The organism is Paenibacillus sp. TAB_01, assembly GCF_043945595.1.
Classification (GTDB): domain Bacteria; phylum Bacillota; class Bacilli; order Paenibacillales; family NBRC-103111; genus Paenibacillus_S.
The window spans coordinates 1,440,305-1,463,094 of the sequence record NZ_JBIFNP010000001.1 but is presented as its reverse complement, the minus strand read 5'-3'; the positions used below and the strand labels follow the sequence as shown (position 1 = coordinate 1,463,094).

Sequence of the window (22,790 nt, the reverse complement as noted above, 5' to 3'; positions counted from 1 at the left end):
TGTATTTTCCGAATAGCTCTTCTTCCGGATCAGCGGTGTGCGAACTGGAAATCTTGCATGAGGCTGCGTCCTCAGCCTGCCGGAAATCCCGCTCTCACGGGCTTTTCCGGCATGACCTCGGCCTTTATGGCTGCATATTATTTTTTCATCATGGAGTCATAAGCTTTTTGATCGATTTCGACGATTTTGGAGTAGCCCATCGCATCCATTTCTTTCAAGAACGCATCCCATTCGCTCATAGGGCGTTTGCCGCTGACAAACTTCACCAGGTTGGCCTTCAAGGCTTCGTTGACCTTGGCGACCAGATTGCTTCTTTCCTTTAATTCATCTGTGGAGTACTTGATAATCGGGAACGTCTCCGCATATTTGCTGAAATAGTCGTTCGCGTACGATTTCGTCAAGTCAGCGTTAAATTCATAGAACGCTTCATTATTTACCGGTATCGGGAAGGTCAGGCGGTCCTGGAAGAACGTCCACGCCGGAGTCCCCAGCGGCTTCGTCGATTCCTCTTCGAACTTGATCGTAAACTCGTTTTTGCCGCTTGCATTCTTCTTGAAGGTCGTGCCTTCTACGCCCCATCCCGCCAAGGTTTGTCCTTTGTCCGAGTACAAGTAGTCGAGGAATTTCAAAATGCCCGGAGCTTTATCGACAGACTTGGCATTAATGACAAACGCGCGGGTCACCCGGAATTCAGGAACGGTAGGGAACTTGGACTGGGCTCCCGCATCGTTCAGGAACGGCGGCATCACTTTCATCGAAAAGTTAGGGTCGGTCTTGACTCCGCCGTTCAGCATAAACCAGGAAGGACGGGTGTAAAAGTCGTTGCCAACCGCCACATTCCCGTTCAGCACTTTGGTCTGCCATGCCTCCTCGGTGGACAGCCCGCTGACCCATTCCGGATCGATCAGCTTTTCATTGTACAGACCGATGTACCATTCGATCAGCTTTTTAAAGCCCGGCGCCTTCAGGTCATAGCCTTGTCCGCCGTTATATACCCCGTGTACCTTGCCTTGGGCATCGATCAAATCATTCGCGCTGAAAGCGGATTGAAATCTGAGGAAATCGTCCCGGCCCCCGAACGGATAAAAGTTTTTATTGTCTTTAAACGCATCCTTCAGCTTGCGGAGCACATCCGTAAATTCCTGAACGGTTTTCGGATCCGATGTGATTCCCGCCTTTTTGAACATATCATCGCGGTAAAAGGTGGTATTGGCTATTCTCGGATACTGAGGCATAATTGCGTAGATTTTCCCGTCACTGCTTGTAATCAGCTTGCTGTAGTCCGGGTGGTCATCAATGAACTTTTTGATATTCGGAGCGTATTTGTCGATCAGCGGACGCAAATCCGCGAAAGCTCCTTTGGAGCCGTACACCTCGGCCTGGCTGAGCTGCACAATGCCGGCATCGGAGAATTGGCCTGAACCTACCTTCAGGTCGATATTTTTATAATAAGGGTCTCCGTCCCCGCCATTAACGAATTCAATATCGGCGCCGGTTTCTTTCAAGAGCACCGGAATCCAGTTCATATCCTTGATCCAGTTAACGAATTTGCCGGGAAGCGTATAAGAAAACTTGGCCGCTCCCGCCGAAGCGTCCGTGCCTGCACCCGCTTGATTCGTTGGCGCAGGCTGATCTCCGGCGCAGGCCGTTGTTCCAAGCAGTGCTCCAACCATAACCACGCTCATCGTTTTTTTCGATACGTTCGTCCAATTTTTCGTAAACAAGGTGGATCCCCCCAGAAGGTATTGTTATCCTTACAACAATCGGTAAACGCTTTCAACCGCGGTGTAAATATTATTGCTCTGTGCCCCTTACCCACGCCTCCGTCAAAACGATATGCTTGATGCCTTCCCGCCCGCCGTACGCAAACGAAGCATGGAGCAGGCCGTCCTTGGTTTGCGTGAGCCACGGATATTCATACCGGCGATTGAGGGCTTCATTCGCCTCTCCGCAAAAACCGTCTCCGCCTTCGATCACCCTGCGGTACGGCCAGGTGAGTCCGCCATCCTCAGACAAGGCCACGGTTACGGGATATCTGACCTTGGGCCAAACCGTGAGCTCCGGGTTAGCGTTCGCGCTTGCATGATTGTAAATGACCGCCAACCGCCCGCTCTGCAGGCGGATCGCCCGGATGGACGCATTATTGTTGGGCAGCACGGTGCGCTCGGGCTCGCTCCATGTGCGTCCGAGGTCGGACGATTCGCTCACATAAATCCGGTCGGCGGCGCGGCTTCGGAAAAAGGCCTGCATCTTCGTGCCTTCGCCGGAGATCAGCGAGGCATGAACACGGCCGCGGCTGTTCGGGACCGGGATTTCCTCCCACGTCTTCCCTTCATCGACAGAGCGTTGAATGACGCTGTAATCGCTGCCATATTCGGTCCGGCCGTCGGCCTTACTGTACCACATCGGGAACAGCCAGCTTCCGTCAGCTGCGACATGAATCGGCGCCCTGCAAAACGAGCCCTCCGTTTCGAACATCGTGCGGGCCGGTCCCCAGGTATATCCGTTGTCCGCCGATTCGCGGCACCGGATGACCGCCGTCTCCTGCCGGGTAAAGGCCCCGTTCGGATAGAGCTTCTTGAATTCCGCGCGGCTCATCGAAGCTGCCTCCTGCGCGGTGTACATCAAGAGCAGCCTGCCGTCAGGGGCTTCAAACAGCACCGGATTCTGCTCCGATCTGGTATCGTCATCGGATACCCTCACCGGCTCGCTCCATTGGAAGGCCCCCGCTTTTAGCCTGGACATGACGATTTCAATATCGCTGCGTCCTTCCTCCGTATGCCCGGCAAACCATACTGCAAGCAGGTCCCCGTTAGCGAGCTCCGTCATGCTGGGCGCATGATTCACGCGGTAAGAGGTAGGAAGGTACGATTCGGCTCCGCCGTTATAGCGGGATCGCAGCATACCGTCCTTGTCGATTCCTTGATTCACAAGATTTGTTCTCCAACCCACAAGTATTCCTCCTTTATGTAGCTGTTAAGTGACCTTCTTCATAGGAACAGTATCGTCGGCGATCAGCAGCCCGCGCTTATGATACATATCCATCAAATGGGAAATATCTTGTTTCTTCTCCGCATTGAGCGGACTGACCGGCAAGCGGCACGGTCCTGCAGGCAGCCCCATCCAGTTCATCGCTTCCTTCAATACCGAAGGCAGCGTCCCCCATTGAAATGCACTGCGGATTTCCCTCAGCCCCCGCTGCATGGCTTCCGCCTCTTCGATCCTTCCCTGCTTCCACAGCTCGTAGATCGACACCACCAGCTCGGGGAACAAGTTCGCCGTAGCTGCGATGGCTCCCCGTCCTCCCGACATCAGCGTCGATAAAATTAAGGAATCGGTGCCGGCCAGCACGGAGAACGATTCGTTGCTCTCCATCAGATAGCTGAGTATCGTATCAAAGCTGCCGCTGCTGTCCTTAATGCCTACGATGTTCGGAATTTGCGCCAGCTCGCTGACCGTCGAAGGATGAAGTGCATTGCCCGTTCGCCCCGGAATGTTGTACAAGACGATAGGCAGCGAAGTCTCGTCGGCCAATGTGCGGTAATAGTCCGCCAATTCCTTCTGGGTGAAGGAGAGAAAATACGGCGTAATGACCGATAATGCATCTGCCCCGAGCTTCTCCAGCTCGTGTATCAGCCGGACCGTTTCCGCCGTGCTGATACAGCCTGCCCCGACATAGACGGGAATTTGCCCTTTCGTTTCTTCAATGACAATCGCTGCGACCCTTATTTTCTCTTCAAAGCTTAACGAGAAAAATTCGCCGTTCGTGCCCAGGCAAAACAATCCGTGAACGCCGGCTTTAAGAAAGCGCTTTACAAGAAAGCGCAAGGCCTCCTCGTTAACCTCCTGCTGCTCGTTGAACGGCGTTATCATCGCCGGTATTATTCCCTCTGCATTAAACATCCAGCTGCCCCCTCCGACACTAACTGCTTTTGTTGTGTGTAGTATGTTGTATACATCATTTATTGAAGAAAAAGGATGATTGAATAGAAGCATGCTCTATCCTCTCGTTCCTGATCTTACAGCCTGGCTTACGAACCTTCGCTTAGAAAGGAACGCTCCACGCTCCATTCAAATACTTCCGCCGTTTTCTCTAATTCCTTTGAGAAGCCGTTCCTTCGAATCTTCCAGATGCAATTGGATGACCTGCTTCATATCGCCGATGTCCCCACCCAAGATGGCATCGACAATTTGCTGATGCTGGTTCATAGCTACTTTCACCATTTCATCGGTCACGATCGATGATTTCATTGTAATATACCGGTAATTCATCGTTCTCAAATAAATATCGAGGTTATTTTTATTTTGTCCGAGCTCCATAAATTCCAGATGGAACTCCAGATTAAAATCGGATTTCAAATACTCGTCCACATGGTTGGACTCCACCTTGGCGGCGGATTGCCTCAGAATGTCCTGCATTCTCGAAATTCTGAATTTCAGCGTTTCCTTATCAACGTTGTTCAGTTTCTCAATAACCCAAAATTCCAGCATGAGCCGGGTGTCCATAATGTTCTGCACATCCTGGTTCGTTATAGCAACCACGAATGTTCCCACCTTAGAGACCGTTTTCACAAGTCCTTCCATTTCGAGACGCGTCAACGCATCTCTTACTGGCGTACGGCTTACGCCTAACTGCTCTGAAAGCTCCGGAATCGACAGCTTATGGTTCGGTGCATATTTCCGGCGAATAATGCTTTCTTTCAAGAGCGCATAGGTTTTATCCCATAAATTGGATGTGTCGATCTTCGGTAAGCTCATTGCACTTCCACCTTTGTTTCGAATGATGTATACAACATATATTATATAATATATGTGTTTCCCCAATCCGTCAACGAATTATTTTAAAGACTCCAAGCACATCATGAAGCGCTCACACAGGGCTTCGAATCCGATCCTGCAATCATGAAAACGGTGTCCGCCTAATAAAATAAAAAAACCAGTCCTGCGGTTGCTTAGTCTGCCCTGTCAAGCAGGCTTATACAAGCAGCTTGAAAACTTACATCCGTCCGGCAAGGAGGAACCTCTTATGCGATATGAGCTGCTTCATTTCTTATCCCACGTGGAAGATGAGCAACGCATGACCTCCCTCATCCGCCATTTCGGTCTCGAAGATTTCGAAACGTTCATGCACCATCTCGAATATACGAGTCCCGCAACCCGGGAACGCTGGCTCGAGCTGTGCGGCAGGGTGCTCCGGCCGGAGGCAGCTCAACGACCTGGAAGGTACTTTCGAACAGGAGACTTATCTAGGCGCAGCAAAGAGGCCGGGAACCGCATCCCCCCGCCTCTAACCATTTTATGGAGACGGAATGGTTCCGTCAGTTTCGTTTAACAGCCAATGGCCTTCCGGAGCGCTTCAATGTAAGCCGCGCCCAGCTTCGTTAACTGTGTATTTTTATGCGAGATCCAGCCGACGTGAATGGTTTCCTCGCAGTCCAGCGGAACCGGAATGATTTCATTGCCGTTCAAATCGGCGCTCAGCACCCCGGTCGAGATGGTATAGCCGTTCAATCCGATCAACAAATTGAAGAGGGTAGCCCGATCGTTCACCCGTATGCTTTTCTTATGTGAGATTGTGCTCAGAATTTCCTCGGAAAAATGAAACGAATTGTACTCCCCCTGTTCGAACGATAAATAAGGGTACTGCTGCAGCTGATCGAACGTCACGACAGACTGCTTCGCCAGCGGATGATAAATGCTGACGAAAATATGGGGCTTAGCGGTAAACAAGCCGGTAAATTGCAGGTTCGCCGCTTGGAGCATCTTCTTTATTACTTTTTCATTAAACTCATTGAGGTACAGGATACCGATTTCGCTTCGCATCGTTTTGACATCTTCAATGATTTCATACGTTTTGGTCTCGCGCAGCGCCAATTCGTATTCGTCCTGCCCGTAATCCTGGACCAGGCTGACGAACGCATTTACCGCAAAAGCATAATGCTGGGTCGACACCGAGAAATGCTGCGGGGACGGCTTCGCGTGCAGGTAGCGTCCTTCCAGAAGCTCCGCCTGCTCTATCACCTGGCGCGCGTAGCTTAAAAATTCCGCCCCTTCCTTGGAAAGGGAGATGCCCCTGTTCGTTCGTTCAAAAATGGAAATCTTCAGCTCTTCCTCCAGCTCCCGGATCGCATTGGAAAGACTCGGCTGCGAAATAAACAGCCGTTTGGCGGCTTCATTGATGGAGCCGCGGTTGGCGACCTCGATAACATACTTTAATTGCTGTAAAGTCAAGCGGCTCCCCCTTTCCGTAAGTTCTTTGTCCTAACCAGTCCCTCTCATTATACAGCCGGGTCACCGGCCGTGCTAATGGCGAGGAACGCCTTTGGCGCCGCTGCCTGTAGGAACAAATCGTTCGTTCCGATACGAATAAGCCATTCGTTCATACAGCGGCCTGCCTTGGAGCAAATGCTCCCTTACGAGCAGCCTTGCGCTCTCCGGTCCGATATCCTTATACCAGATGCCTTCCGGATATACCGTGACGACACATGCGTCCTCACAGCGGCCGTTGCACCTGGTTCTGGTCGTATGAATAAGATTCTCCGCTCCATGCAATGCGACCTCTTCCCGTAAAGCAAGCGTAACCTCGTCTCCCTGCTTGCGCAGACAGCTTCCTCCATTACAAATAAGGACATGATGCTGCGTACCCGATAAGTCCCATGTAGCCATGCTTCCTCCCCTTTCCCCTTATTCCCCTCTGTTTACTTCACTTCCAAATGGCTGAATGGATAATCATACTTGCTGTTCATCCATTTCCATCAACAAAAAAGCCCGCCTCTTCATCAAGAGGCAGGCGTCCGTGCACAGCTAAATAAAACGAGATACTCCAATCATCATCGTCTTCCATGCACACCACTCCTTTTCTCCGAAGGCTTTGTTTGGTGCAACCATCAGGTAGGTCTTCTGGCTTCCGTATCGTCATCGCCCTCAGTCTTCCCCAAATTTCTTTGAGTGACATCGTTGAAGGCAACTCCCCGGTTACAGCGGCGGGACCGCTTGGGATTTACACCCAATTCCCTGTTACTCTTTGCTTTCGCAAAGACACCTGATCTTTATCATATTCACTTGTCTTACTGTCCATCATATAGGGAATGAATAAACAGTGCAAGCACCATAAAATTCTATTTTTCCGCAACCAGCATGAACATCGGCGTCGATTTGAATTTCACCTGGCTTTCTTCGTCCCATGCTTTGTCCGTCACATCGATCTCGCAGTAAAACTTCGAATAGCCAATTTTCATCAACGTATCGAAATCCCACTGCGGACGAAGCCTGCTGCACATCGGCATGCGTTTTCTATACTCATGCATTTCATCGGTGTAATGCTGTGCCGGTTTATTGAACCTGGCCTCATATTCGCGCTTATCCTCCTCATGCTTTCTCATATATTCCTCGTCAAAATAACGCATGTTCCAGTTGGCATCGAAAATGATGACTCTTCCGTTGGGACGCAGGACGCGTCTCCATTCGCGGTACGCTTTCTCGGCATCGATCAGCGTCCATGTGACATTCCGGCTAATGATCAAATCGAGGGACTCGTCGGCAAAATCCAATTGATGTCCATCCGATACGTGAAAGCTCGGCTGTACTCCTTCATGCTGTGCGTTCATTCGCGCTTGCTCTATCATCTTTTCCGTACAATCGACTGCAGTAACCCGATGCCCGGCAAGCGACATGATGATTGCAAAGAAACCGGGGCCTGTTCCCACATCCAATATATCCAACGTTCCCGTGTGAGGAGCATGGGCAAGGATCATATCGATCCATGCCTGCTTCATCGAGATGCTGCCCAGCTCGCCCTTCACACTGTTGCTGTAATTAACGGCACCGTCCGTCCAATTTTTTTCAATTCTTTGCTGAAGCTCCATAAGATCCTCCTAGATCGCGTTTAGTTGGCGGCAATATCCAGCTGGCTCCATTCAATCGGCGCATAGCCGTTGACGCCGGTTTTAAAGCCTTGAACCCTGGAGCTCACCGCAAAGGTCGTCACAGGATAGTACAGCGGAATGCACACCACTTCGTCATGCATGATTTTGAACACTTTGTCATAGTTCTCCTGCCTCTTCTTCTCATCCATCGTCTGCAGCGTTTCGTTGATGCTCTCGACCAAACGCTCGTCATACCATACACGCGCCTTGTTATTCGCATTGAATATGGTAAAAAATTGCAGCAGGTCGCTGTGCGGCAGCCAGGAGTCAGAGGAGGTACGCTGGATCAATATATCAAACTTGCGGCTCTTTACTTGAGCGTCCGCATAAGCGTTCGCATCCAGCACATTCAGATTGGCTTTGACCCCGATCCCTAGAAGCTCCGATTGAATAAATTCGCACATCGGCTTCCATTCGGGAAACATATCGGTCGTCAATACGAAGCTGATCTCCAGCGGTTTGCCGTCTTTCTCTACAATGCCGTCCCCGTTCGTATCCTTGAAGCCGGCCTGCTCGAGCAATTGCTTCGCTTTCGGCTTGTCATACTTGTACCACTGGTTATTTTCCTTGGTCACATACGGCACGCTGTACTGGTTCAGTCCGTCCGCCGCCTGCCCGATCCCGTTCAGCAGCTTGCTGACCATGCTTTCCTTGTTAATGGCATAATTAAATGCCAGTCTGACGTTTTTATCCTGAAACACCGGATTATCCTGGTTGAAAATAATGAATTGAGAGCTCATCGTCTGATCGTTGTAGACGGTGATGCTGCTGTCTTTTTTCAGCGCCTCGATGCTGTCCAGCGGGATCTTACCCAGCAGGTCTCCCCCAATGATATCCACTTCCCCGCTCTGAAGCGCCATGATTCTGGCCTGGCCTTCCGGAATTACTTTAAATACGATACGATCCAGCTTCGGCTTCCCGCCCCAATAATACGGGTTCGGAACGAGGACGAATTCCTGATCCTTTTTGTAGCTTTCGAGCATCCAGGGCCCCGTCCCAACCGGCTTGGTGAATTTCCCCATCGGGTCGCCCTCGACCGCTTGAATCGAGCTCGGGCTCAGAAACCGGACGGGTCTTGGAAACGAAAGCTCGGTTAGTATAGGGTAGGCTTGGTTTGTAAAAACCATCTTGACCGTATATTTATCTACCGCTTCCATGCTTTCCACGTTAACCGAGGTCAGAGCGGCATGAAGCTTGTTATTCACCCATCTGTTTAAATTGAAAATAACCGCGTCCGCGTCAAAATCCGTTCCGTCGGAAAATTTAACCCCCTGCCGGAGCTTGAACGTGTACGTCCTTCCATCCTCGGCAACGCTCCACTCCGTGGCCAGCGACGGGAGGATTCCTTCCGCTCCGCCGTCTTCCACAAAGCCTTCGTAAATCATCTTGTAGATCGGATGGGGACCGTTATACGATGCCGCATCGAATCGGTCCATCTGCCCGTCGCCGGATATAGCTACGACAAGCTCCTTCTTGCGCTCTGCGCCGTCCGAAGATGGCTGACTCTGGCTGCCGCCGGAGCAAGCTGAGGCAAACAGCATCAGAAAAGCAAGGATGGCTGTAACAATGGATGTATGCTTTCTCATTTTCATCTCCCCAGGTGACGATTATTTTTTATGTAAATGACAGGCAACAAAGTGGCTGCCGTCAACATTTTCCAGCTTGGGCTTCAAGACCCCGCATTCCGGCTTCGCATATAAGCACCTGTGTTGAAAGATACAGCCTTGGTCCGGTGCGCGCTGCTCATCCGTCGCTTTGAACAGCGGCTTGCGCTTCTGCCGGTTCCTTGGGTTGCTGTCCAATATGGCCCCCATCAGCGCCTGCGTATAAGGATGAAGAACGTTTTCGTCGATGCGCGGAAGAATCTCCACGATATGGCCCATGTACATGACCAGCACCCTGTCGCATATTTTCCGGACTGACGACACGTCATGCGAAATGTATAAATAAGTCAAGCCGAGCTGTTCCTTCAGCTCCATTAACAGCTTCAGCACCTGATTTCTTATCACATAATCGAGGCTGGAAACCGCCTCATCGCATACGACAAATTCCGGATGGAGCACGAGCGCCCGGGCTATGCCTACTCTTTGCCTCTGGCCGCCGCTCAGCTCATGACCGAACCGGGTCAGATAGCTTCGATCCAAGCCCACTCTGTCGAGCATCTCCACCACCCGGCGCTCCTTCTCGGCTTCGCTTTCCCGGCTGTAATTATCGATCGGCTCCAGAATGATTTGCTTGACATTGAAGTAAGGATTGAACAGGTTCCCGCTGTTCTGAAAAATCATCTGCATATGCTTCCGGATGCTGCGCATTTCATTAAAGCTATAAGCTGAAATACGGTTCCCGCGATAATGCACAGTGCCGCTTGTCGCCTTCTCCAGCTGCAGTAACAGCTTCCCGAGCGTGCTTTTCCCGGAGCCGGATTCGCCGACAAGCCCCACGGATTCGCCCTGGCGGATGGTTAAATCGACGTGGTTGACGGCATAGATTTGAGGTTTCGCTTTGACGTCATAGCATTTGCTCAGACCAGCCGCTTCGATCAAATTCATCGTATGCGCTCTCTCCTTCCCTCTTAAGCTCTACAAGATGGCCTCCAGGAGCCCTTTCGTATACTCATGCCGGGGATGCTCGAAGATGCCGCAGACCTCCCCGCTCTCCACAATCCTGCCCTGGCTCATCACATATACGTAATCGGCTGTCTGCGCGACTACGCTCAAGTCATGGGTGATCAATATGATCGCCATTCCCTGCTCCTTCAGCTTCAGCAGCTCGTCCAATATTTCCGCCTGAATGGTCAAATCCAACGCCGTTGTCGGCTCATCCGCTATTAACACGCTGGGGTTGGTCAGCAGAGCCATCGCAATCATCACCCTCTGGCACATGCCTCCGCTCAGCTCGAAGGGATAGCTTTCAAGAATGCGGCCGGTATTTGTCAAGCCGACCTTGAGAAGCGCTTGCTCGCATCGCCCTAATGCATCCGGCCTGCTCGTTTTCTCATGAATCCGGATCGCTTCAAGCAGCTGCTTCTTTACTTTGACGACCGGATTCAACGCGCTGGACGGATCCTGAAAGATCATAGCTATTTCCTTGCCGTAGACGTGGCGCTGCTTCCGCTTGCTCAGCTTGATTACATCTCTGCCGTTAACGAGGATTTCACCGGCTTCGATCCTGCCCGGCTCGTCCACCAGGTTGAACACCGATAAAGCCATCACGGATTTGCCGCTGCCGCTCTGCCCTACAATTGCGGTAATTTTTCCCGCATAGGCGTCCAGGCTGACCCCGTCCACCGCCTTAATGACCGCGCCCTGCTTATGATTGTAAAAATAAGTTTTCAAATCCTTGATGGAAAAAACCGCTCCGGCCTCCATTTAATCACCTTTGCTTACTCTTGTTATTTGGTTGCTTGAATTCGGCAGCAAAGCTTCGTTCAAGCCCTCTCCCAGCATGTTAAGCCCAAACACAATTATCATAATCATGAGGCCCGGCCACAGCATAAGGATCGGGGCCGAGGAGATGAGCTGCCGGCTGTCGTTCAGCATTACGCCCAGATCGGCTGCCGGAGGCTGGGCTCCGAGCCCGATAAATGAAAAGCCCGCAATATGCATAATAATGCTGGCAATTTTGAGCGTGGAGAGCACGACAATCGGGGAAACCGAGTTTAATAAAATATGCTTGACGACAATATTGAATCGGGATGTTCCGGCAGCGACCGCAGCCATGACGAAATCTTGTTCTTTCATCTTGAGCACCGTTCCTCTAATGATTCTGGCAAACGGGGCCCACCACAAGCAGACTAAAACCAGCATAATATTCGACATGCCCGGTTCCGATAATGCTTACGACCGCTAACGCGAGCAGACTGGAAGGAAACGTCGAAACAATATCAGCCGCCCGCATAATCAGATTATCGACCCAGCCGCCCGCATACCCTGCAGCAATGCCTAGAGGAACGCCGATGATCAGGATGCCGCCCAGGACGAGCAGCGCATTTCCGAACGAGGCGCGAATGCCGAAGATTAAGCGGGACAGCTCGCACCGCCCCAGCTGGTCTGTTCCTAAAGGATACTCGAACGATGATTTCAGCAGTCGCTGCTCCAAATCCACGGCTATAGGATCGTGCGGAGCAAGATAAGGAGCCAGCAGGCTGACAAGGGTAAGCAGTATAAAAATAGTCCCTCCGGCAAAGGCCAGCTTGTCCTTTTTAAAGTAGAAGAATACATGGCTGAACAAAGCCGGAGCAGCGGTAGGCGCATATGCATTTTTCATGACATCCACTTCCAATTAATCTAGTTTTATTTTGGGGTCAATATATGCATAGCAAATATCCATTATCAAATTAATCACGATAAAAGTGAACGCGACCGACAGCACATATCCCTGGATTACGGGAAAGTCTTTGATCTTAATGCTTTCGATGGCAAATTTGCCGATCCCGTTCCACGAGAAGATCACTTCACAGGCAAAGCTGCCGGCAATCAGCGAACCGATATTGTTGCCCACAAGCACCAGGCACGGAATCACCGCATTTTTCAAGCCGTGTTTGATCAGCACCGCACTCTCGCTTAGTCCCTTCGCCCGTGCCGCTTTCATATAGTTCAGCTTCATAATTTCAATCAAGTTCGTTCTGAGCATTCGAGTATAGATGGCCGCATACCCCAGACTTAGAGTAAACGCGGGCAAAAAGATGTTTTGAAGCTTATTGCCCGCAATGACAGGCACGAGCTTGAACTGAACGGCAAATGCGTACAGCAGGATCAAGCCGAGCCAAAAGTCGGGAATGGAAGCCCCGGCGGTAGAGATGACCCGAAACAAGTGGTCGATCCACTTGTTCTTGTACCTTGCCGACAGGATGGCTGTAGGGACGGCCAGCAGGATGGAAAACAAGGTGGCGCACAAGATCAGGCTCAAGGTCGCCGGAAACCGCTGCCTAATTTCGTCCAGCACAGGCAGCTTGCTGCGGAACGAAACGCCGAAATCCAATGTGCACACCTTGCCAAGCCAAACAAAATACTGGATATAGAGAGGCTTATCCAGCCCCAATTCCTTCTTCACTGCCGCAACGGACTCCGGGGTCACCTGCCCCCCTTGATTCATAATGACGATCTCCGCAGCATTGCCTGCCGACAAATTGCTCAGCGTAAAAGCCAAAGCGGAGACCACCAGAAGCATAGGAAGGATTTGGACGATACGCTTCATAATAAACCTGGTTTTCTTCACTGCCGCACTCCCAATCCCCTTTCACTACCGGTGACACAAATTATTATAAAAGTAACACAAGAATCCTTTTATTGTCAAAGCCTATCTTTCATTTATTGGCGCGAATTTCTTAGCACAAAAATGCCTCTGTCCCTGCCATATGCCTGGACGGAGCAGCAGGCTTCCGGCATGGCAGGGACAGGCTGCACGCTGCGGGCCTGCACGGCAGGAGAGACACCGCTGCGAGCCAGCCAGCCGCAGCGGTACCCGCCGGATGTGCAGCCCCCGGACGCAAAAAAAACAGCTGTCACAGAGGAACTCCCTGTGACAGCTGCTTCTCGGCACTGCCGGTACGGCGTATCCGCTCGCGCGGATGCTGGGGCAGCTGGACGCCCAGCAGCCGAGCTGAGATCATCATCATGGCGATGAGTGTGACTGAACTTCTTTTTCGTGCCATCTTTTCTTTTTCTCTCACTTTGATATAGTTGGGCCCAGAATAAACTTGCTTGTATATGAGAATGTTTCTCAATACCAGATATAATGAAAATAAGGCGAGGTGCTCTCCAGCCATGGACAATCATTTATTAGACTCGGTTGTGATTCCCCGCTCACAGAAGCGGATTGTGACGCATCAGGGACGGGAATATCACATTTTCATCAGCGTTCCGGCTGAAGCTCCTCCCCCGACGGGGTTTCCGGTCATTTACCTGCTGGATGCCAATTCGGTTTTCGCCACGATGACCGAAGCCGTGCGGGCCCAATCGCGGTTTCCCGCAAGAACCGGGGTATGGCCGGCCATCGTCGTAGGCATCGGCTACGACACGGAAGCTCCGTTTCATCCATCCCGCCATTACGACTTCACGCTCCCCGTGCCAAGATCGGAGCTGCCGCCAAGCCCTGACGGCAAGGAATGGCCGGAGCAGGGCGGCGCCGAGGCCTTCTTGGCTTTTATCGAAGAGACGCTGAAGCCGATCATCGCGAACGAATTTCCCGTGGATACGGCCAAGCAGTCTTTGTACGGTCATTCGCTCGGAGGGCTGTTCGTCTTATTCGCGCTGTATACGCGGCCCTACAGCTTTCAAAATTATGTAGCGGGCAGCCCTTCCATCTATTGGAATGAGAGGATGCTGCAGGAGCAGGAGCTTCTCCTGAGCGGACGGCTGCTGGAAACCAACCAAGTCCGCCTCCTGCTGGCCGCAGGAGAGCTCGAGCGGACGCACGAAAGTCTGGTCAACGCCAAAGCTCAAGCGCTTGCCGAACGTCTGTCGCTCGTTGCTCCAGGCCGGCTGTCCGTTGAATACAACGAGTTTGCCAATGAAAATCATATTTCCGTCCTGCCGGTGCTGATCAGCCAGGCGATCCGTTTTGTGATGAGAAATCCCCTATGAATACTTTCATTAGGGGATTTCTCCATTTTTTTTATTGATCCACGGTTTGCGGACCCGGGTAGACGAAGCGCATTGCATTTTGCTCCGACATCGTAACCTGCCTCCACTCTCGTCATGCGTTAACGGCCACTAATTGATAACGATTATCATTATCTATCATATAAAAAAAGAGAAGGCCTTCAACCTTTGCGAGGCCTCCAAAAAACGTCACCGCCGCGTGTACGGAAACTTCTTTCCGATCACTGTTGTCCCGAATTGCTTTGATTGCCTTCCGTTTCTAGCGGTTGGAATCCGGGAACAAAGGTGAACGCTTACGCTTCTACAAGAACGATTCCGTACTCTCCGCTAGTTTTCAACGGCCGCAGCCTTTATGAAGGTTTTCTCTCGGCCGGTATCGGTCCCGTAACCCGGTACAGCCGCCAGCCGCCGTTGTATTCCTTCTCCAGACGGGCCCAGGAGGTTCCCTTCTCATAGAGCTCCCCGTACTTTTGGTTCACAGCGTTCAGTCCCGCTATGCCGGTCGGATTGGGCACGAGGATGAATTGAACCTTCCGTTCATAAGGAGCTGCCAGCGACGGAGTGAAATCCCGGTCGCTTGTAATGACCAAATTGTTCGAATGCCTGACATTTAAAATGATTTGAAAGGCGTTAAAGGAATCGGTTAAGATATGGAGCTCCGGATTTTCTGCAACCCGCCGGTCCAAGTCTTCCGCTATTTGCTTGGCGACGATTGTTTTTTGCAGCGTTGCGCTTTCCTTATAATGAATCGCTTCATATTCTTCGGGTGCAAGCTCATATTTCTGCATTGCCTGCCAGGTCATCGCGGCGCTGCCGAGTAGCAGCAGTACGCTGACCGCCGCGGCTGTCCAATAGCCGAACGGGCCTTTCGCCCGCTGACGCTGCAGCTCATAAGGAAGCCAGGCCGCAGCCAGCGGCAAAGGATAGACGAAGAAGCGAAGCCAGCCGTAGGAAGAGCCTTTGACCAGCATCACGAACTGCATCGCAGGTATGGAAGCGATCAGCAGCAGAATAATCGCAAAATCCATGTGAAAGAGCGTTCTTTGCCACAATCGCATAAACAGAATCGCAGCCAGCGGCAGTACGAAGCATGCGCTCCGAATCAGAATAAACTGCATCGCCACACCCGGATGGCCGATTAAAGGACCGATCGATGTATTTTCGGCTAACTGCTGAGCCTGCCCCAGATTGGAATAGTTCGACCTTAAGAAATACAGCGGGTCGTTCATGATCATATAGTTCAGCACAATCCACAATATCCCGCTGTAAAAAACCGGGGACAGCAAGACAATTTCCGTCGCTTCGATTTTCCGGTAAATTTCGCGGTAGGTCCACTGCTCCAGGATGATCCGTCTCTGGCTCCAGATAAACAGAACGACGGATAGAGCCAGACAAGCGCCGAAGGCTACAGCCTCATACCGGGTAAGGAAGGCGAACGTCAGCGTCACTCCTACATGAATAATGCTGTCCATGCCGCTTCGGTCAAACCATTTCGTTAAATAAAGAACAGCCCATACCAGGAAAAAGATGAATAAGCTCTCACTCATTCCGTTGGATCCATATAGAAACAGAAAAGGATTAAAGGAAACGAGCAGACAAAGGATCAGGCTTAGGAAATAGGGCTGTCCGCGTTTGATAAAATGATGAAAAAGCATCATAGCGGTACCCGCGGCGGCTAAGCCGGTCAGGATCACTCCTGCCAAGCCTGAGGAAGCAAGCTCGGGATAGAGCGGCCAAGCGAGTAACACCGGCAAGGTCAGCAGGCTCGGCAGCGGATTCCATACAAACCCGATAGCCGCAAGATGCGGATCCCGGCTGTATAAGACATAATAGGCATTAGCGACCCTGCTCAGCGCATCGCCCGGAATGTACTGATTCGTGACGGCCATCCAGAACCCGAAAGAAAGCTCCGCCAGAAACACCAGTAATCCCATCCACCAAACGGTCTTTGATAAACGCATGCTTTAGGCGCGCCTCCATTCTTTTACCGCAGCGGTCAAGTTCTCCATTTGATTCTTCCTTATAAAATTCGAAGCAGACAGGGTAAAAACCTTCTTTACACCCGTCTCGTCCTGAATAACGGCTTCCTTATCACATATTTACTGGAAATTAAATGTATATTGTGTAATTAATTTACAATACTAGGTTATATTCTTATCCTGAAAATCGAGAGGTAATCCAATGGAATCGATTGCGCAAAAAGAAATATTTTTTTTTATCGGGATCATCCTTTGGGTGATGGCCTCGCTTAAATGGGGGCATTGGAAAAGCTTTAAAATATATCAGGCTTCTATTTTCATGATGATGACAGGAGACCTGGTTTACGGCATTTTGACGACGGAACAGCATTCCTACTGGGAATATCTCTCTCCCGGATTCGGCTTGAATCATACCATTATTGGCATTGCCATCACCTTCGTTGCGTTTCCATGCTCGATCCTGATTTATTTGAGTCAATACCCTTCCGGCTTATCCTGGCTCCGGCAGTTGGGCTATATTCTTATGTGGGTGGCCATTTATACAGTCCTCGAATGGGTGACCCATACGCTGAAACTGATGAAATACGACAATGGCTGGACACTTTACTGGTCGATTATTTTAAACTGCATCGCCTTTTCCCTGCTCAAGCTCAATCAGCACAAACCGCTTGTCGCCTCTTTCCTGTTTATTGGCTTTGCGTTATTTTTCTCCATTTATTTTGAAATCCCCATCATGAAGCTGAAATAATTGCTGTCGAATGTTTCTTTCATAAACAATCTAAAAACTATTGAAAGTTGTCATTTGAAATAAATTTGGAAGTTTCCGGTCAACTTTTTGCATAAAATATTTAATTTTTAACATTTAATGGATATTAGAAAATTTAATAGATCTTCTTCCGTTTTTTTCTTCAAAAGCCGAGAACCCAGTCGTATCAAGAGATTTCGGCTTTTTTGAGCAATCGGCCCGCCAAAAAAATGACAATTTGTGGAATTGACAAAATTTAGAATGAAAAATAAGATAAATGTGTCGATAGTTGGTGCACACATTATCGACATCCGTAAGACGAGGTACCTGCCACCGGGCAGCAGCCGCAGATTTTTTTTTACAACGAGATTGATAATGATTATCATTATCGAAATAGCTTGGTGTTCTGTGGCGTCACACTTTTTTGAAAGGAGGGTCGTAAGCCGTTCCCAAATCGAATGCTGAAGCAGCTGCTTAATGTAGTATCATTCATGCCAAAGTAATCCTGTTGTTTCATGAAATGAAAAACCATACCAAAACCAGGGAGTGTGTTAATCCATGAAATTATCCATGAAAAAATCTTTTTCGATGATGATGCTCGTATTTATGCTCGTTCTTGCTTTCGCGGTACCGGCTTCGGCTGCCAGCCAATCGTATGAATTCTATTACCAGAACAACCCGTCTTCCTCTTACAATGCGCACGTGAACTCGTACATCGTTGGGGATGCTGACGTAACAGGCACAACCGTTACTATCACATTGCAAGATGACTATTACCCTCAATTGCAAGCCGATAACGGCACCGGCACTTTCGTAACTTACTACCCAACATACGATGCTAACGGCAACACTGTTTTCACTTTCACGAACTCGAACCCAACCGCTGACATCAATACAAAACTGTCCGTTGCAGCTGGACCTCACTCTTCCGAGTACGAGCTGACTATTCACTGGAACTAATCGTCTAGCTCCACCCCAATAAAATAAGTGCCAAGGCGAAAAGCGGTCTTATGTCCGACTGCTTTTCGTTTTGGCATTTTGGTCCGAGACCAAGAAAAAGGAGTGTACATACAAGTGTCAAAGAGCAATCTCAAGCAGTCCATCGCCTTATGCCTGTCTCTCGCCTTATTCCTATCCTCCTTGTTTACTGCCCTGAACTTTAACGTAAAGACAGCCGATGCAGCGGTGACGCTGCCCGACGGTGTATATTCGGCAAACTACCGGTATATAAAGGATGGAACCAATAGTATCTCCGCAGCCTATTCGTACCTGTTCGTTGAGAACACAGGCAAGGTGATCGCCCAGAACGGCAGCATCACATTCGAGCATGAGATCTATCCGCAATACTACGGATACTTTCAATACATTGGCTTTCGTAATCCCGGCGCTGCCAAAGCCGTAATCAACACCTCCACCAACACGGTACAAGGGCTGGATGGCTACACCCACTACCCCGTGCGTGATGCAGCCAACAGCAATAAGATTGCTTCTATTAATATAGAAGACATTTCGAAGAAGCAAGATATCCTTATGCATGTCGTAATCAAGGATTCTCCCGAGTTCGGAGCCGGTTTCTCCTATGATTATTGGTACAATGTGCAATTGGAAATCGACACGAAGAACCTGCCTCTGCAGGGCGATACCGGCGGCGATACCGGCGGCGGAACAGAGCAGCCGATTACGATCGATCAGCTGCAGGACCTTGTGACCGTCTCGCAGTCCGTATACGAGAATACGTATGAAGGAACGGAGCTCGGCGAGGCGCCTGAAGGCAGCAGACAGCCTTTCTACAACGCCATCGTACAAGCCGAACAATTCATTGATTCCGGCAATACGTCGGCTGCTGCGGTGCAATCAGCCTATGATGCGCTGACAGCTGCCCTGAATACGTTCAAAGCACTGATCCATTCGGCGAATAAAACAGCTCTCGGTTCCCTGATCGCCATCGTAACGGAATTTGCAAATAACATGAAGGAGATAGGGACAGAGGAAGGCTTTCCGGGCAGCGTTCTTGGTGCGGTTACTCCCGGCGAGTTTGTCGGAAATTCGCAATCCAATCTGATACGTCAGATCGGCCTTGCCCAAGCCGTTTACGATAATCCCAAGGCAACGCAAACAGAGGTCGACAGAGCGAAAACTAGCTTGGAAAGTAACTACAATGGCTCCAAAGACTCTTACTATTACATCAGCAATGACTCGGTGAAAGTGATGGCGCTGGATTCGTTAACCGAAGCAACCGCTCCATCCACCAAGCTTCCGCAAATCTCGGGCACAACGGCATATATTGGATTAAAAAACTTGCCAAAACCTGGATATAAAGCAAACATTGCCTTTATTACCGATTCCGCGATTACCGATGTGATGGCGCCAGACGCTACTGCTGTAACCGGCGGCTATAAAGCCACAGAAAATCTTGTCCCTAAGGTTACCAAGAGCTCTCAAGGCAATATCAAAGTGTATCAATTGACCGTCAAAGCTGCAAATGTGGATGACGACACCAAATGGCTCGGCCATTATTATGTCCGCTACAAGCTTGACGGCGTGACTCAAGTAACGTATTTGAGCTTCAACGCGGACAAGCTCGAGGCTTTGAGCCAGTCTGTGGCAGCTGCGCGCAATGTAGCTAATACAGCAACCGCCAAGCCGGGAGCCGAAGCCGCTTATGCAGCAGCCAAAACCGGTCTGCAAAGTCAAATCGACGCGGCTGCAGCAACCGCTCAGAACCTGGCGAGCACACGTCCTCAGCTGACTGCTGCCAGTACCGCATTAGCGCAAGCGCTGACTGCATTTACAGACACAGCGACTTATCCGCTCTACTACACGTCGGTGCATGCGACGAACGATGCGTTCTCCGCTGTCGAAAGCTACTTTGCGAAGCCGGCGACCGCTACGACAGTGAACGGCGCGGTTTATGTCTCCTTCGAGATTAAGCAAAGCTCGGTCATTAAGAATGTCCAAGTGAAAACAGGCGGCGAGTATGTGGATGCAGCCGTTGTCAGCGAGAATGCTGAACAAGATACGCGAATTGTCTCCTTTAAAGTGGACAGCCTGTCTGCGCTGAGCGACGCCAAGGTTCACATCTCTATACCCGCTCAAAATTATGACCGTACGCACGATATTCGTTTGAACTTCAACAATGTGGACAACACGGCATTATCCCAGGCCATTACCGAAGCCAACACGCTTTACCGCACATCTGTGGCGGGTTCGGAGCAGGGACAATATCCGCAGCAAGCCAAAGCAGCCCTGCAAGCAGCAATCAATGCGGCCGGATCCGAGGCTTCCCGCGTTAACGGCACGGACGCCCTAACAGCGGCGGCACTGCAAGCTTTGCAGCAAGCCGTAGCTGCCTTTAAAGCTTCCGTCATTATCGACACACTCCCTGACGGAGAATATCCTCTCGGATTTACCATCTACAAAAAAGGCACTGACGAAACATCGGTCATGTACGATTATGTCGATCACAACAGCGGCAAATTGACCGTTATCGACGGCAAAAAGTACGTTTCCTTCATGTTGAAGCAAAACGCCGAAATTTTATCGTTCAAGACCGAGCACAACGGCGCCTTGACTGAAACAGATACGGTTAGTACGGATGAAGCCGCCAATACGCGCGTCGTTCGTTTTGAAGTCACCGATCTGGATGCACGCTTGAACGGCTGGGTCAAAATTTATTGGGTTCTTCCCGCTCCAATCGGCATCTATGATCATGAATATGATGTAGAGCTCGGCTTCGATCTCCAAACCGACAAATCGAAGTTGACCGCTCTGGTAGATACAGCCAAAGCTAAGCTGAACGAAGCAGTGGAAGGCACAGCTGCGGGACAATACGTTGCAGGCTCCAAAGCAGCTCTGCAAGCAGCCATCACTACGGCTGAAGCAGTAGCAGCCAACGCCGAAGCTTCGCAGCGGACCGTGAATAATGCCGTAACGGCATTGAATAAAGCTATTGCCGTCTTCTCCGCATCCGTTATTTTGGCTGACGCCAAATACACCTTTAGCTGGCCGTCTACGATTACAGACAGCACCGGAACACCGTTGACCAACTTCATCTCGTCGGGTGCTACGATGAACGTAACCGAAGGCAAACAAATCGTCACGATGAATCTCGCTGACGGCGTGACGTTCAAAAAGCTCCAAATCAAGAAAGCCGACGGTTCGCTGGAAGATGCTTCGACCTTGGCAGCGGCCAAACGGACAGGTCTTGTAAAAGTACTGGCTGCAGACAGCACGCCTGCAACCGTCAGCTTTGAAATCAAAGACCGCTCTGCTGTATATGTACTAAGCTTGCTGGATGCCGACCAAGTCGAGCACGCTTTCGAAATTAACTTCTCCGATATCGCCTTGACGCCGGCAACGGATCCGGGTACAGATCCTGGGACCGATCCGGGAACGAATCCGAATACAGGCGGCGGCCACTCCCACGGCGGCGGTGGCGGCGGAGTCGTTATCCAGCCATTAGCCGATAAGCTGGAAGCCGGTCAGTATACCATCGAGTATGCACTTTATTCGCAGGGGACAACGCAAGCCTCTGCTGCGGATGCCTACTTCAAGCATCCGGCGAAGCTGGTTGTCGCTGACGGCAAAAGCTATGTGGAATTAACCGTCTCCAGCCAGGAAGTGTCCGGATTGAAAGTAAGCGGAACGAATGGCGTTCTAGCAAGCGCTCAAGTTGTTGACGTAAACAGCGAGCTTCACCTGAGAACGGTAAGATTTGAAATTGCTAATGCTCAAAACCGGTTGTCGACCCAGTTCACTCTGTCGCTTCCAGGTAAAGATCCGGAAGAGGTTAAAGCCGATCTCTTATTTGACGAAACCACCATTGCAGCAAGTCAAGAGCCTGTTCCTGGCGACGGTGCAAACCAGCCGACCGAGCAGCCGGTAGTTATTACAGATCTGCAAAATCACTGGGCCAAAGCAGCAATTGAGCAAGCGGTAGCGCTTGGCATCGTGAATGGATATGAAGACGGTACCTTCCGTCCGGACGCTAACATTAACCGTGCCGAGTTTATTACTCTGCTGAACAAAACGCTGAAATTGGGCCAAAGCTCTGACAGCGAACTGAATTTCACCGATGCGGCTCAAATCCCGCAATGGGTGAAGCCTTATCTCGCTCCGGTCGTAGAGACCGGCATCGTTACCGGCTATGAGGACGGAAGCTTCCGCGCCGACCGTCAAGTCAGCCGTGCGGAATTGGCCGTTATTATTGCACGCTCCCTGAAGCTGGATGTGGAAGCTGACGCACGCGCCAGCTTCTCCGACGCGGACAGCATCCCACAATGGGCTCAAGCCTCCGTCGCTGCTGCACAGCAAGCGGGCATTATCAGCGGACGCGACAACAATGTATTCGCCCCGAACGAAAATGCGACTCGCGCTGAAGCCGTTTCTCTGATTCTTGCGCTTCACAAATCCCTCGCAAAATAATTTATTAAAAAACCGGGCAACCATCTAAGATGGCTACCCGGTTTCTTTATGTCCGAAATAACACACAGTGCAAAGCACACGCCGTGAATGTAATTATTTTCCATTTATTGGACAT

General features: G+C 50.6%; 21 protein-coding genes and 1 riboswitch. Of the genes, 5 read left to right on the top strand and 16 right to left on the bottom strand.

The window, feature by feature from the left end:
* Window positions 1–137: 137 nt before the first annotated feature.
* The 4 genes from ACHHV8_RS07040 to ACHHV8_RS07025 all read right to left on the bottom strand — a co-directional run bounded on the left by ACHHV8_RS07040 (window position 138) and on the right by ACHHV8_RS07025 (window position 4,758).
* Window positions 138–1,724 carry a type 2 periplasmic-binding domain-containing protein gene (locus tag ACHHV8_RS07040; RefSeq protein ID WP_395157645.1) on the bottom strand — a complete coding sequence of 529 codons (1,587 nt, stop codon included), beginning with the start codon at window positions 1,722–1,724 and terminating at the stop codon, window positions 138–140.
* Between the two features lie 70 nt (window positions 1,725–1,794).
* Window positions 1,795–2,952, bottom strand: a complete 1,158-nt coding sequence (locus ACHHV8_RS07035) for a sialidase family protein (protein WP_395157644.1) — start codon at window positions 2,950–2,952, stop codon at window positions 1,795–1,797.
* Window positions 2,953–2,976: 24 nt separating this feature from the next.
* The gene (gene dapA / locus ACHHV8_RS07030; RefSeq protein WP_395157643.1) at window positions 2,977–3,903 is read right to left on the bottom strand and encodes a 4-hydroxy-tetrahydrodipicolinate synthase; all 927 of its coding nucleotides are present in this window, start codon (window positions 3,901–3,903) and stop codon (window positions 2,977–2,979) included.
* Window positions 3,904–4,071: 168 nt separating this feature from the next.
* Window positions 4,072–4,758: a GntR family transcriptional regulator gene (locus tag ACHHV8_RS07025; RefSeq protein ID WP_395157642.1), complete on the bottom strand. Its 687-nt coding sequence runs from the start codon at window positions 4,756–4,758 to the stop codon at window positions 4,072–4,074.
* Window positions 4,759–5,026: 268 nt separating this feature from the next.
* On the opposite strand from ACHHV8_RS07025, the gene ACHHV8_RS07020 reads away from it, so the two are divergent.
* Window positions 5,027–5,332 (top strand): hypothetical protein, encoded by a 306-nt coding sequence (locus tag ACHHV8_RS07020; protein ID WP_395157641.1) that lies wholly within the window; start codon window positions 5,027–5,029, stop codon window positions 5,330–5,332.
* Here ACHHV8_RS07020 and ACHHV8_RS07015 read toward each other — a convergent pair.
* The 11 genes from ACHHV8_RS07015 to ACHHV8_RS06965 all read right to left on the bottom strand — a co-directional run bounded on the left by ACHHV8_RS07015 (window position 5,329) and on the right by ACHHV8_RS06965 (window position 13,578).
* On the bottom strand, window positions 5,329–6,231 hold the full coding sequence (locus tag ACHHV8_RS07015) for a LysR family transcriptional regulator (protein WP_395157640.1): 903 nt from the start codon (window positions 6,229–6,231) through the stop codon (window positions 5,329–5,331). The genes ACHHV8_RS07020 and ACHHV8_RS07015 overlap by 4 nt on opposite strands.
* 72 nt (window positions 6,232–6,303) lie before the next feature.
* Window positions 6,304–6,666, bottom strand: coding sequence for a (2Fe-2S) ferredoxin domain-containing protein (locus tag ACHHV8_RS07010; RefSeq protein WP_395157639.1), 363 nt, complete (start codon window positions 6,664–6,666; stop codon window positions 6,304–6,306).
* A 207-nt stretch (window positions 6,667–6,873) separates the two neighbouring features.
* A riboswitch (cobalamin riboswitch) is annotated at window positions 6,874–7,061 on the bottom strand.
* 57 nt (window positions 7,062–7,118) lie between these two features.
* On the bottom strand, window positions 7,119–7,865 hold the full coding sequence (locus ACHHV8_RS07005) for a class I SAM-dependent methyltransferase (RefSeq protein ID WP_395157638.1): 747 nt from the start codon (window positions 7,863–7,865) through the stop codon (window positions 7,119–7,121).
* Window positions 7,866–7,885: 20 nt separating this feature from the next.
* Window positions 7,886–9,511, bottom strand: coding sequence for a nickel ABC transporter substrate-binding protein (locus tag ACHHV8_RS07000; RefSeq protein ID WP_395157637.1), 1,626 nt, complete (start codon window positions 9,509–9,511; stop codon window positions 7,886–7,888).
* A 21-nt stretch (window positions 9,512–9,532) separates the two neighbouring features.
* The gene (locus ACHHV8_RS06995; protein ID WP_395157636.1) at window positions 9,533–10,474 is read right to left on the bottom strand and encodes an oligopeptide/dipeptide ABC transporter ATP-binding protein; all 942 of its coding nucleotides are present in this window, start codon (window positions 10,472–10,474) and stop codon (window positions 9,533–9,535) included.
* 30 nt (window positions 10,475–10,504) lie between these two features.
* Window positions 10,505–11,293 carry an ABC transporter ATP-binding protein gene (locus tag ACHHV8_RS06990; protein ID WP_395157635.1) on the bottom strand — a complete coding sequence of 263 codons (789 nt, stop codon included), beginning with the start codon at window positions 11,291–11,293 and terminating at the stop codon, window positions 10,505–10,507.
* Window positions 11,294–11,731 carry an ABC transporter permease gene (locus ACHHV8_RS06985; protein WP_395157634.1) on the bottom strand — a complete coding sequence of 146 codons (438 nt, stop codon included), beginning with the start codon at window positions 11,729–11,731 and terminating at the stop codon, window positions 11,294–11,296. It abuts the gene before it with no gap.
* Window positions 11,682–12,191: an ABC transporter permease gene (locus ACHHV8_RS06980; RefSeq protein ID WP_395157633.1), complete on the bottom strand. Its 510-nt coding sequence runs from the start codon at window positions 12,189–12,191 to the stop codon at window positions 11,682–11,684. Before ACHHV8_RS06980 ends, ACHHV8_RS06985 begins: the two co-directional genes overlap by 50 nt.
* Window positions 12,192–12,206: 15 nt before the next feature.
* Window positions 12,207–13,142, bottom strand: coding sequence for a nickel ABC transporter permease (gene nikB, locus ACHHV8_RS06975; RefSeq protein ID WP_395157632.1), 936 nt, complete (start codon window positions 13,140–13,142; stop codon window positions 12,207–12,209).
* A gap of 92 nt (window positions 13,143–13,234) precedes the next feature.
* Entirely contained in the window at window positions 13,235–13,432 is a 198-nt protein-coding gene (locus tag ACHHV8_RS06970) for a hypothetical protein (RefSeq protein ID WP_395157631.1), read from the bottom strand.
* Complete coding sequence (locus tag ACHHV8_RS06965) at window positions 13,429–13,578, bottom strand: hypothetical protein (RefSeq protein ID WP_395157630.1); 150 nt, start codon at window positions 13,576–13,578, stop codon at window positions 13,429–13,431. The genes ACHHV8_RS06970 and ACHHV8_RS06965 overlap by 4 nt, the downstream gene beginning before the upstream one ends.
* A gap of 112 nt (window positions 13,579–13,690) precedes the next feature.
* Between ACHHV8_RS06965 and ACHHV8_RS06960 the strand changes: the two genes are divergently transcribed.
* On the top strand, window positions 13,691–14,509 hold the full coding sequence (locus ACHHV8_RS06960; protein WP_395157629.1) for an alpha/beta hydrolase: 819 nt from the start codon (window positions 13,691–13,693) through the stop codon (window positions 14,507–14,509).
* Between the two features lie 368 nt (window positions 14,510–14,877).
* Here ACHHV8_RS06960 and ACHHV8_RS06955 read toward each other — a convergent pair whose 3' ends face one another.
* A complete protein-coding gene (locus ACHHV8_RS06955; protein ID WP_395157628.1) occupies window positions 14,878–16,488 on the bottom strand; it encodes a hypothetical protein in 1,611 nt (536 codons plus the stop codon).
* A 220-nt stretch (window positions 16,489–16,708) separates the two neighbouring features.
* Between ACHHV8_RS06955 and ACHHV8_RS06950 the strand changes: the two genes are divergently transcribed.
* The 3 genes from ACHHV8_RS06950 to ACHHV8_RS06940 all read left to right on the top strand — a co-directional run bounded on the left by ACHHV8_RS06950 (window position 16,709) and on the right by ACHHV8_RS06940 (window position 22,675).
* Complete coding sequence (locus ACHHV8_RS06950) at window positions 16,709–17,254, top strand: CBO0543 family protein (RefSeq protein WP_395157627.1); 546 nt, start codon at window positions 16,709–16,711, stop codon at window positions 17,252–17,254.
* Window positions 17,255–17,809: 555 nt separating this feature from the next.
* Window positions 17,810–18,211, top strand: a complete 402-nt coding sequence (locus tag ACHHV8_RS06945) for a hypothetical protein (protein WP_395157626.1) — start codon at window positions 17,810–17,812, stop codon at window positions 18,209–18,211.
* A gap of 114 nt (window positions 18,212–18,325) precedes the next feature.
* Window positions 18,326–22,675 carry an NEAT domain-containing protein gene (locus ACHHV8_RS06940; protein ID WP_395157625.1) on the top strand — a complete coding sequence of 1,450 codons (4,350 nt, stop codon included), beginning with the start codon at window positions 18,326–18,328 and terminating at the stop codon, window positions 22,673–22,675.
* Window positions 22,676–22,790 lie beyond the last annotated feature (115 nt).

Excerpts from the sequence above, each read along its gene's own strand:
- ACHHV8_RS06990 (WP_395157635.1), bottom strand. The coding sequence starts at position 11,293 with ATGGAGGCCGGAGCGGTTTTTTCCATCAAGGATTTGAAAACTTATTTT.
- ACHHV8_RS06955 (WP_395157628.1), bottom strand. The coding sequence starts at position 16,488 with ATGCGTTTATCAAAGACCGTTTGGTGGATGGGATTACTGGTGTTTCTG.
- ACHHV8_RS07000 (WP_395157637.1), bottom strand. The coding sequence starts at position 9,511 with ATGAGAAAGCATACATCCATTGTTACAGCCATCCTTGCTTTTCTGATG.
- ACHHV8_RS06950 (WP_395157627.1), top strand. The coding sequence starts at position 16,709 with ATGGAATCGATTGCGCAAAAAGAAATATTTTTTTTTATCGGGATCATC.
- ACHHV8_RS06995 (WP_395157636.1), bottom strand. The coding sequence starts at position 10,474 with ATGAATTTGATCGAAGCGGCTGGTCTGAGCAAATGCTATGACGTCAAA.
- ACHHV8_RS07025 (WP_395157642.1), bottom strand. The coding sequence starts at position 4,758 with ATGAGCTTACCGAAGATCGACACATCCAATTTATGGGATAAAACCTAT.
- ACHHV8_RS06960 (WP_395157629.1), top strand. The coding sequence starts at position 13,691 with ATGGACAATCATTTATTAGACTCGGTTGTGATTCCCCGCTCACAGAAG.
- ACHHV8_RS06985 (WP_395157634.1), bottom strand. The coding sequence starts at position 11,731 with ATGCTGGTTTTAGTCTGCTTGTGGTGGGCCCCGTTTGCCAGAATCATT.
- dapA (WP_395157643.1), bottom strand. The coding sequence starts at position 3,903 with ATGTTTAATGCAGAGGGAATAATACCGGCGATGATAACGCCGTTCAAC.
- ACHHV8_RS07010 (WP_395157639.1), bottom strand. The coding sequence starts at position 6,666 with ATGGCTACATGGGACTTATCGGGTACGCAGCATCATGTCCTTATTTGT.
- ACHHV8_RS06945 (WP_395157626.1), top strand. The coding sequence starts at position 17,810 with ATGAAATTATCCATGAAAAAATCTTTTTCGATGATGATGCTCGTATTT.
- ACHHV8_RS07005 (WP_395157638.1), bottom strand. The coding sequence starts at position 7,865 with ATGGAGCTTCAGCAAAGAATTGAAAAAAATTGGACGGACGGTGCCGTT.
- ACHHV8_RS07020 (WP_395157641.1), top strand. The coding sequence starts at position 5,027 with ATGCGATATGAGCTGCTTCATTTCTTATCCCACGTGGAAGATGAGCAA.
- ACHHV8_RS06965 (WP_395157630.1), bottom strand. The coding sequence starts at position 13,578 with ATGGCACGAAAAAGAAGTTCAGTCACACTCATCGCCATGATGATGATC.
- ACHHV8_RS06980 (WP_395157633.1), bottom strand. The coding sequence starts at position 12,191 with ATGAAAAATGCATATGCGCCTACCGCTGCTCCGGCTTTGTTCAGCCAT.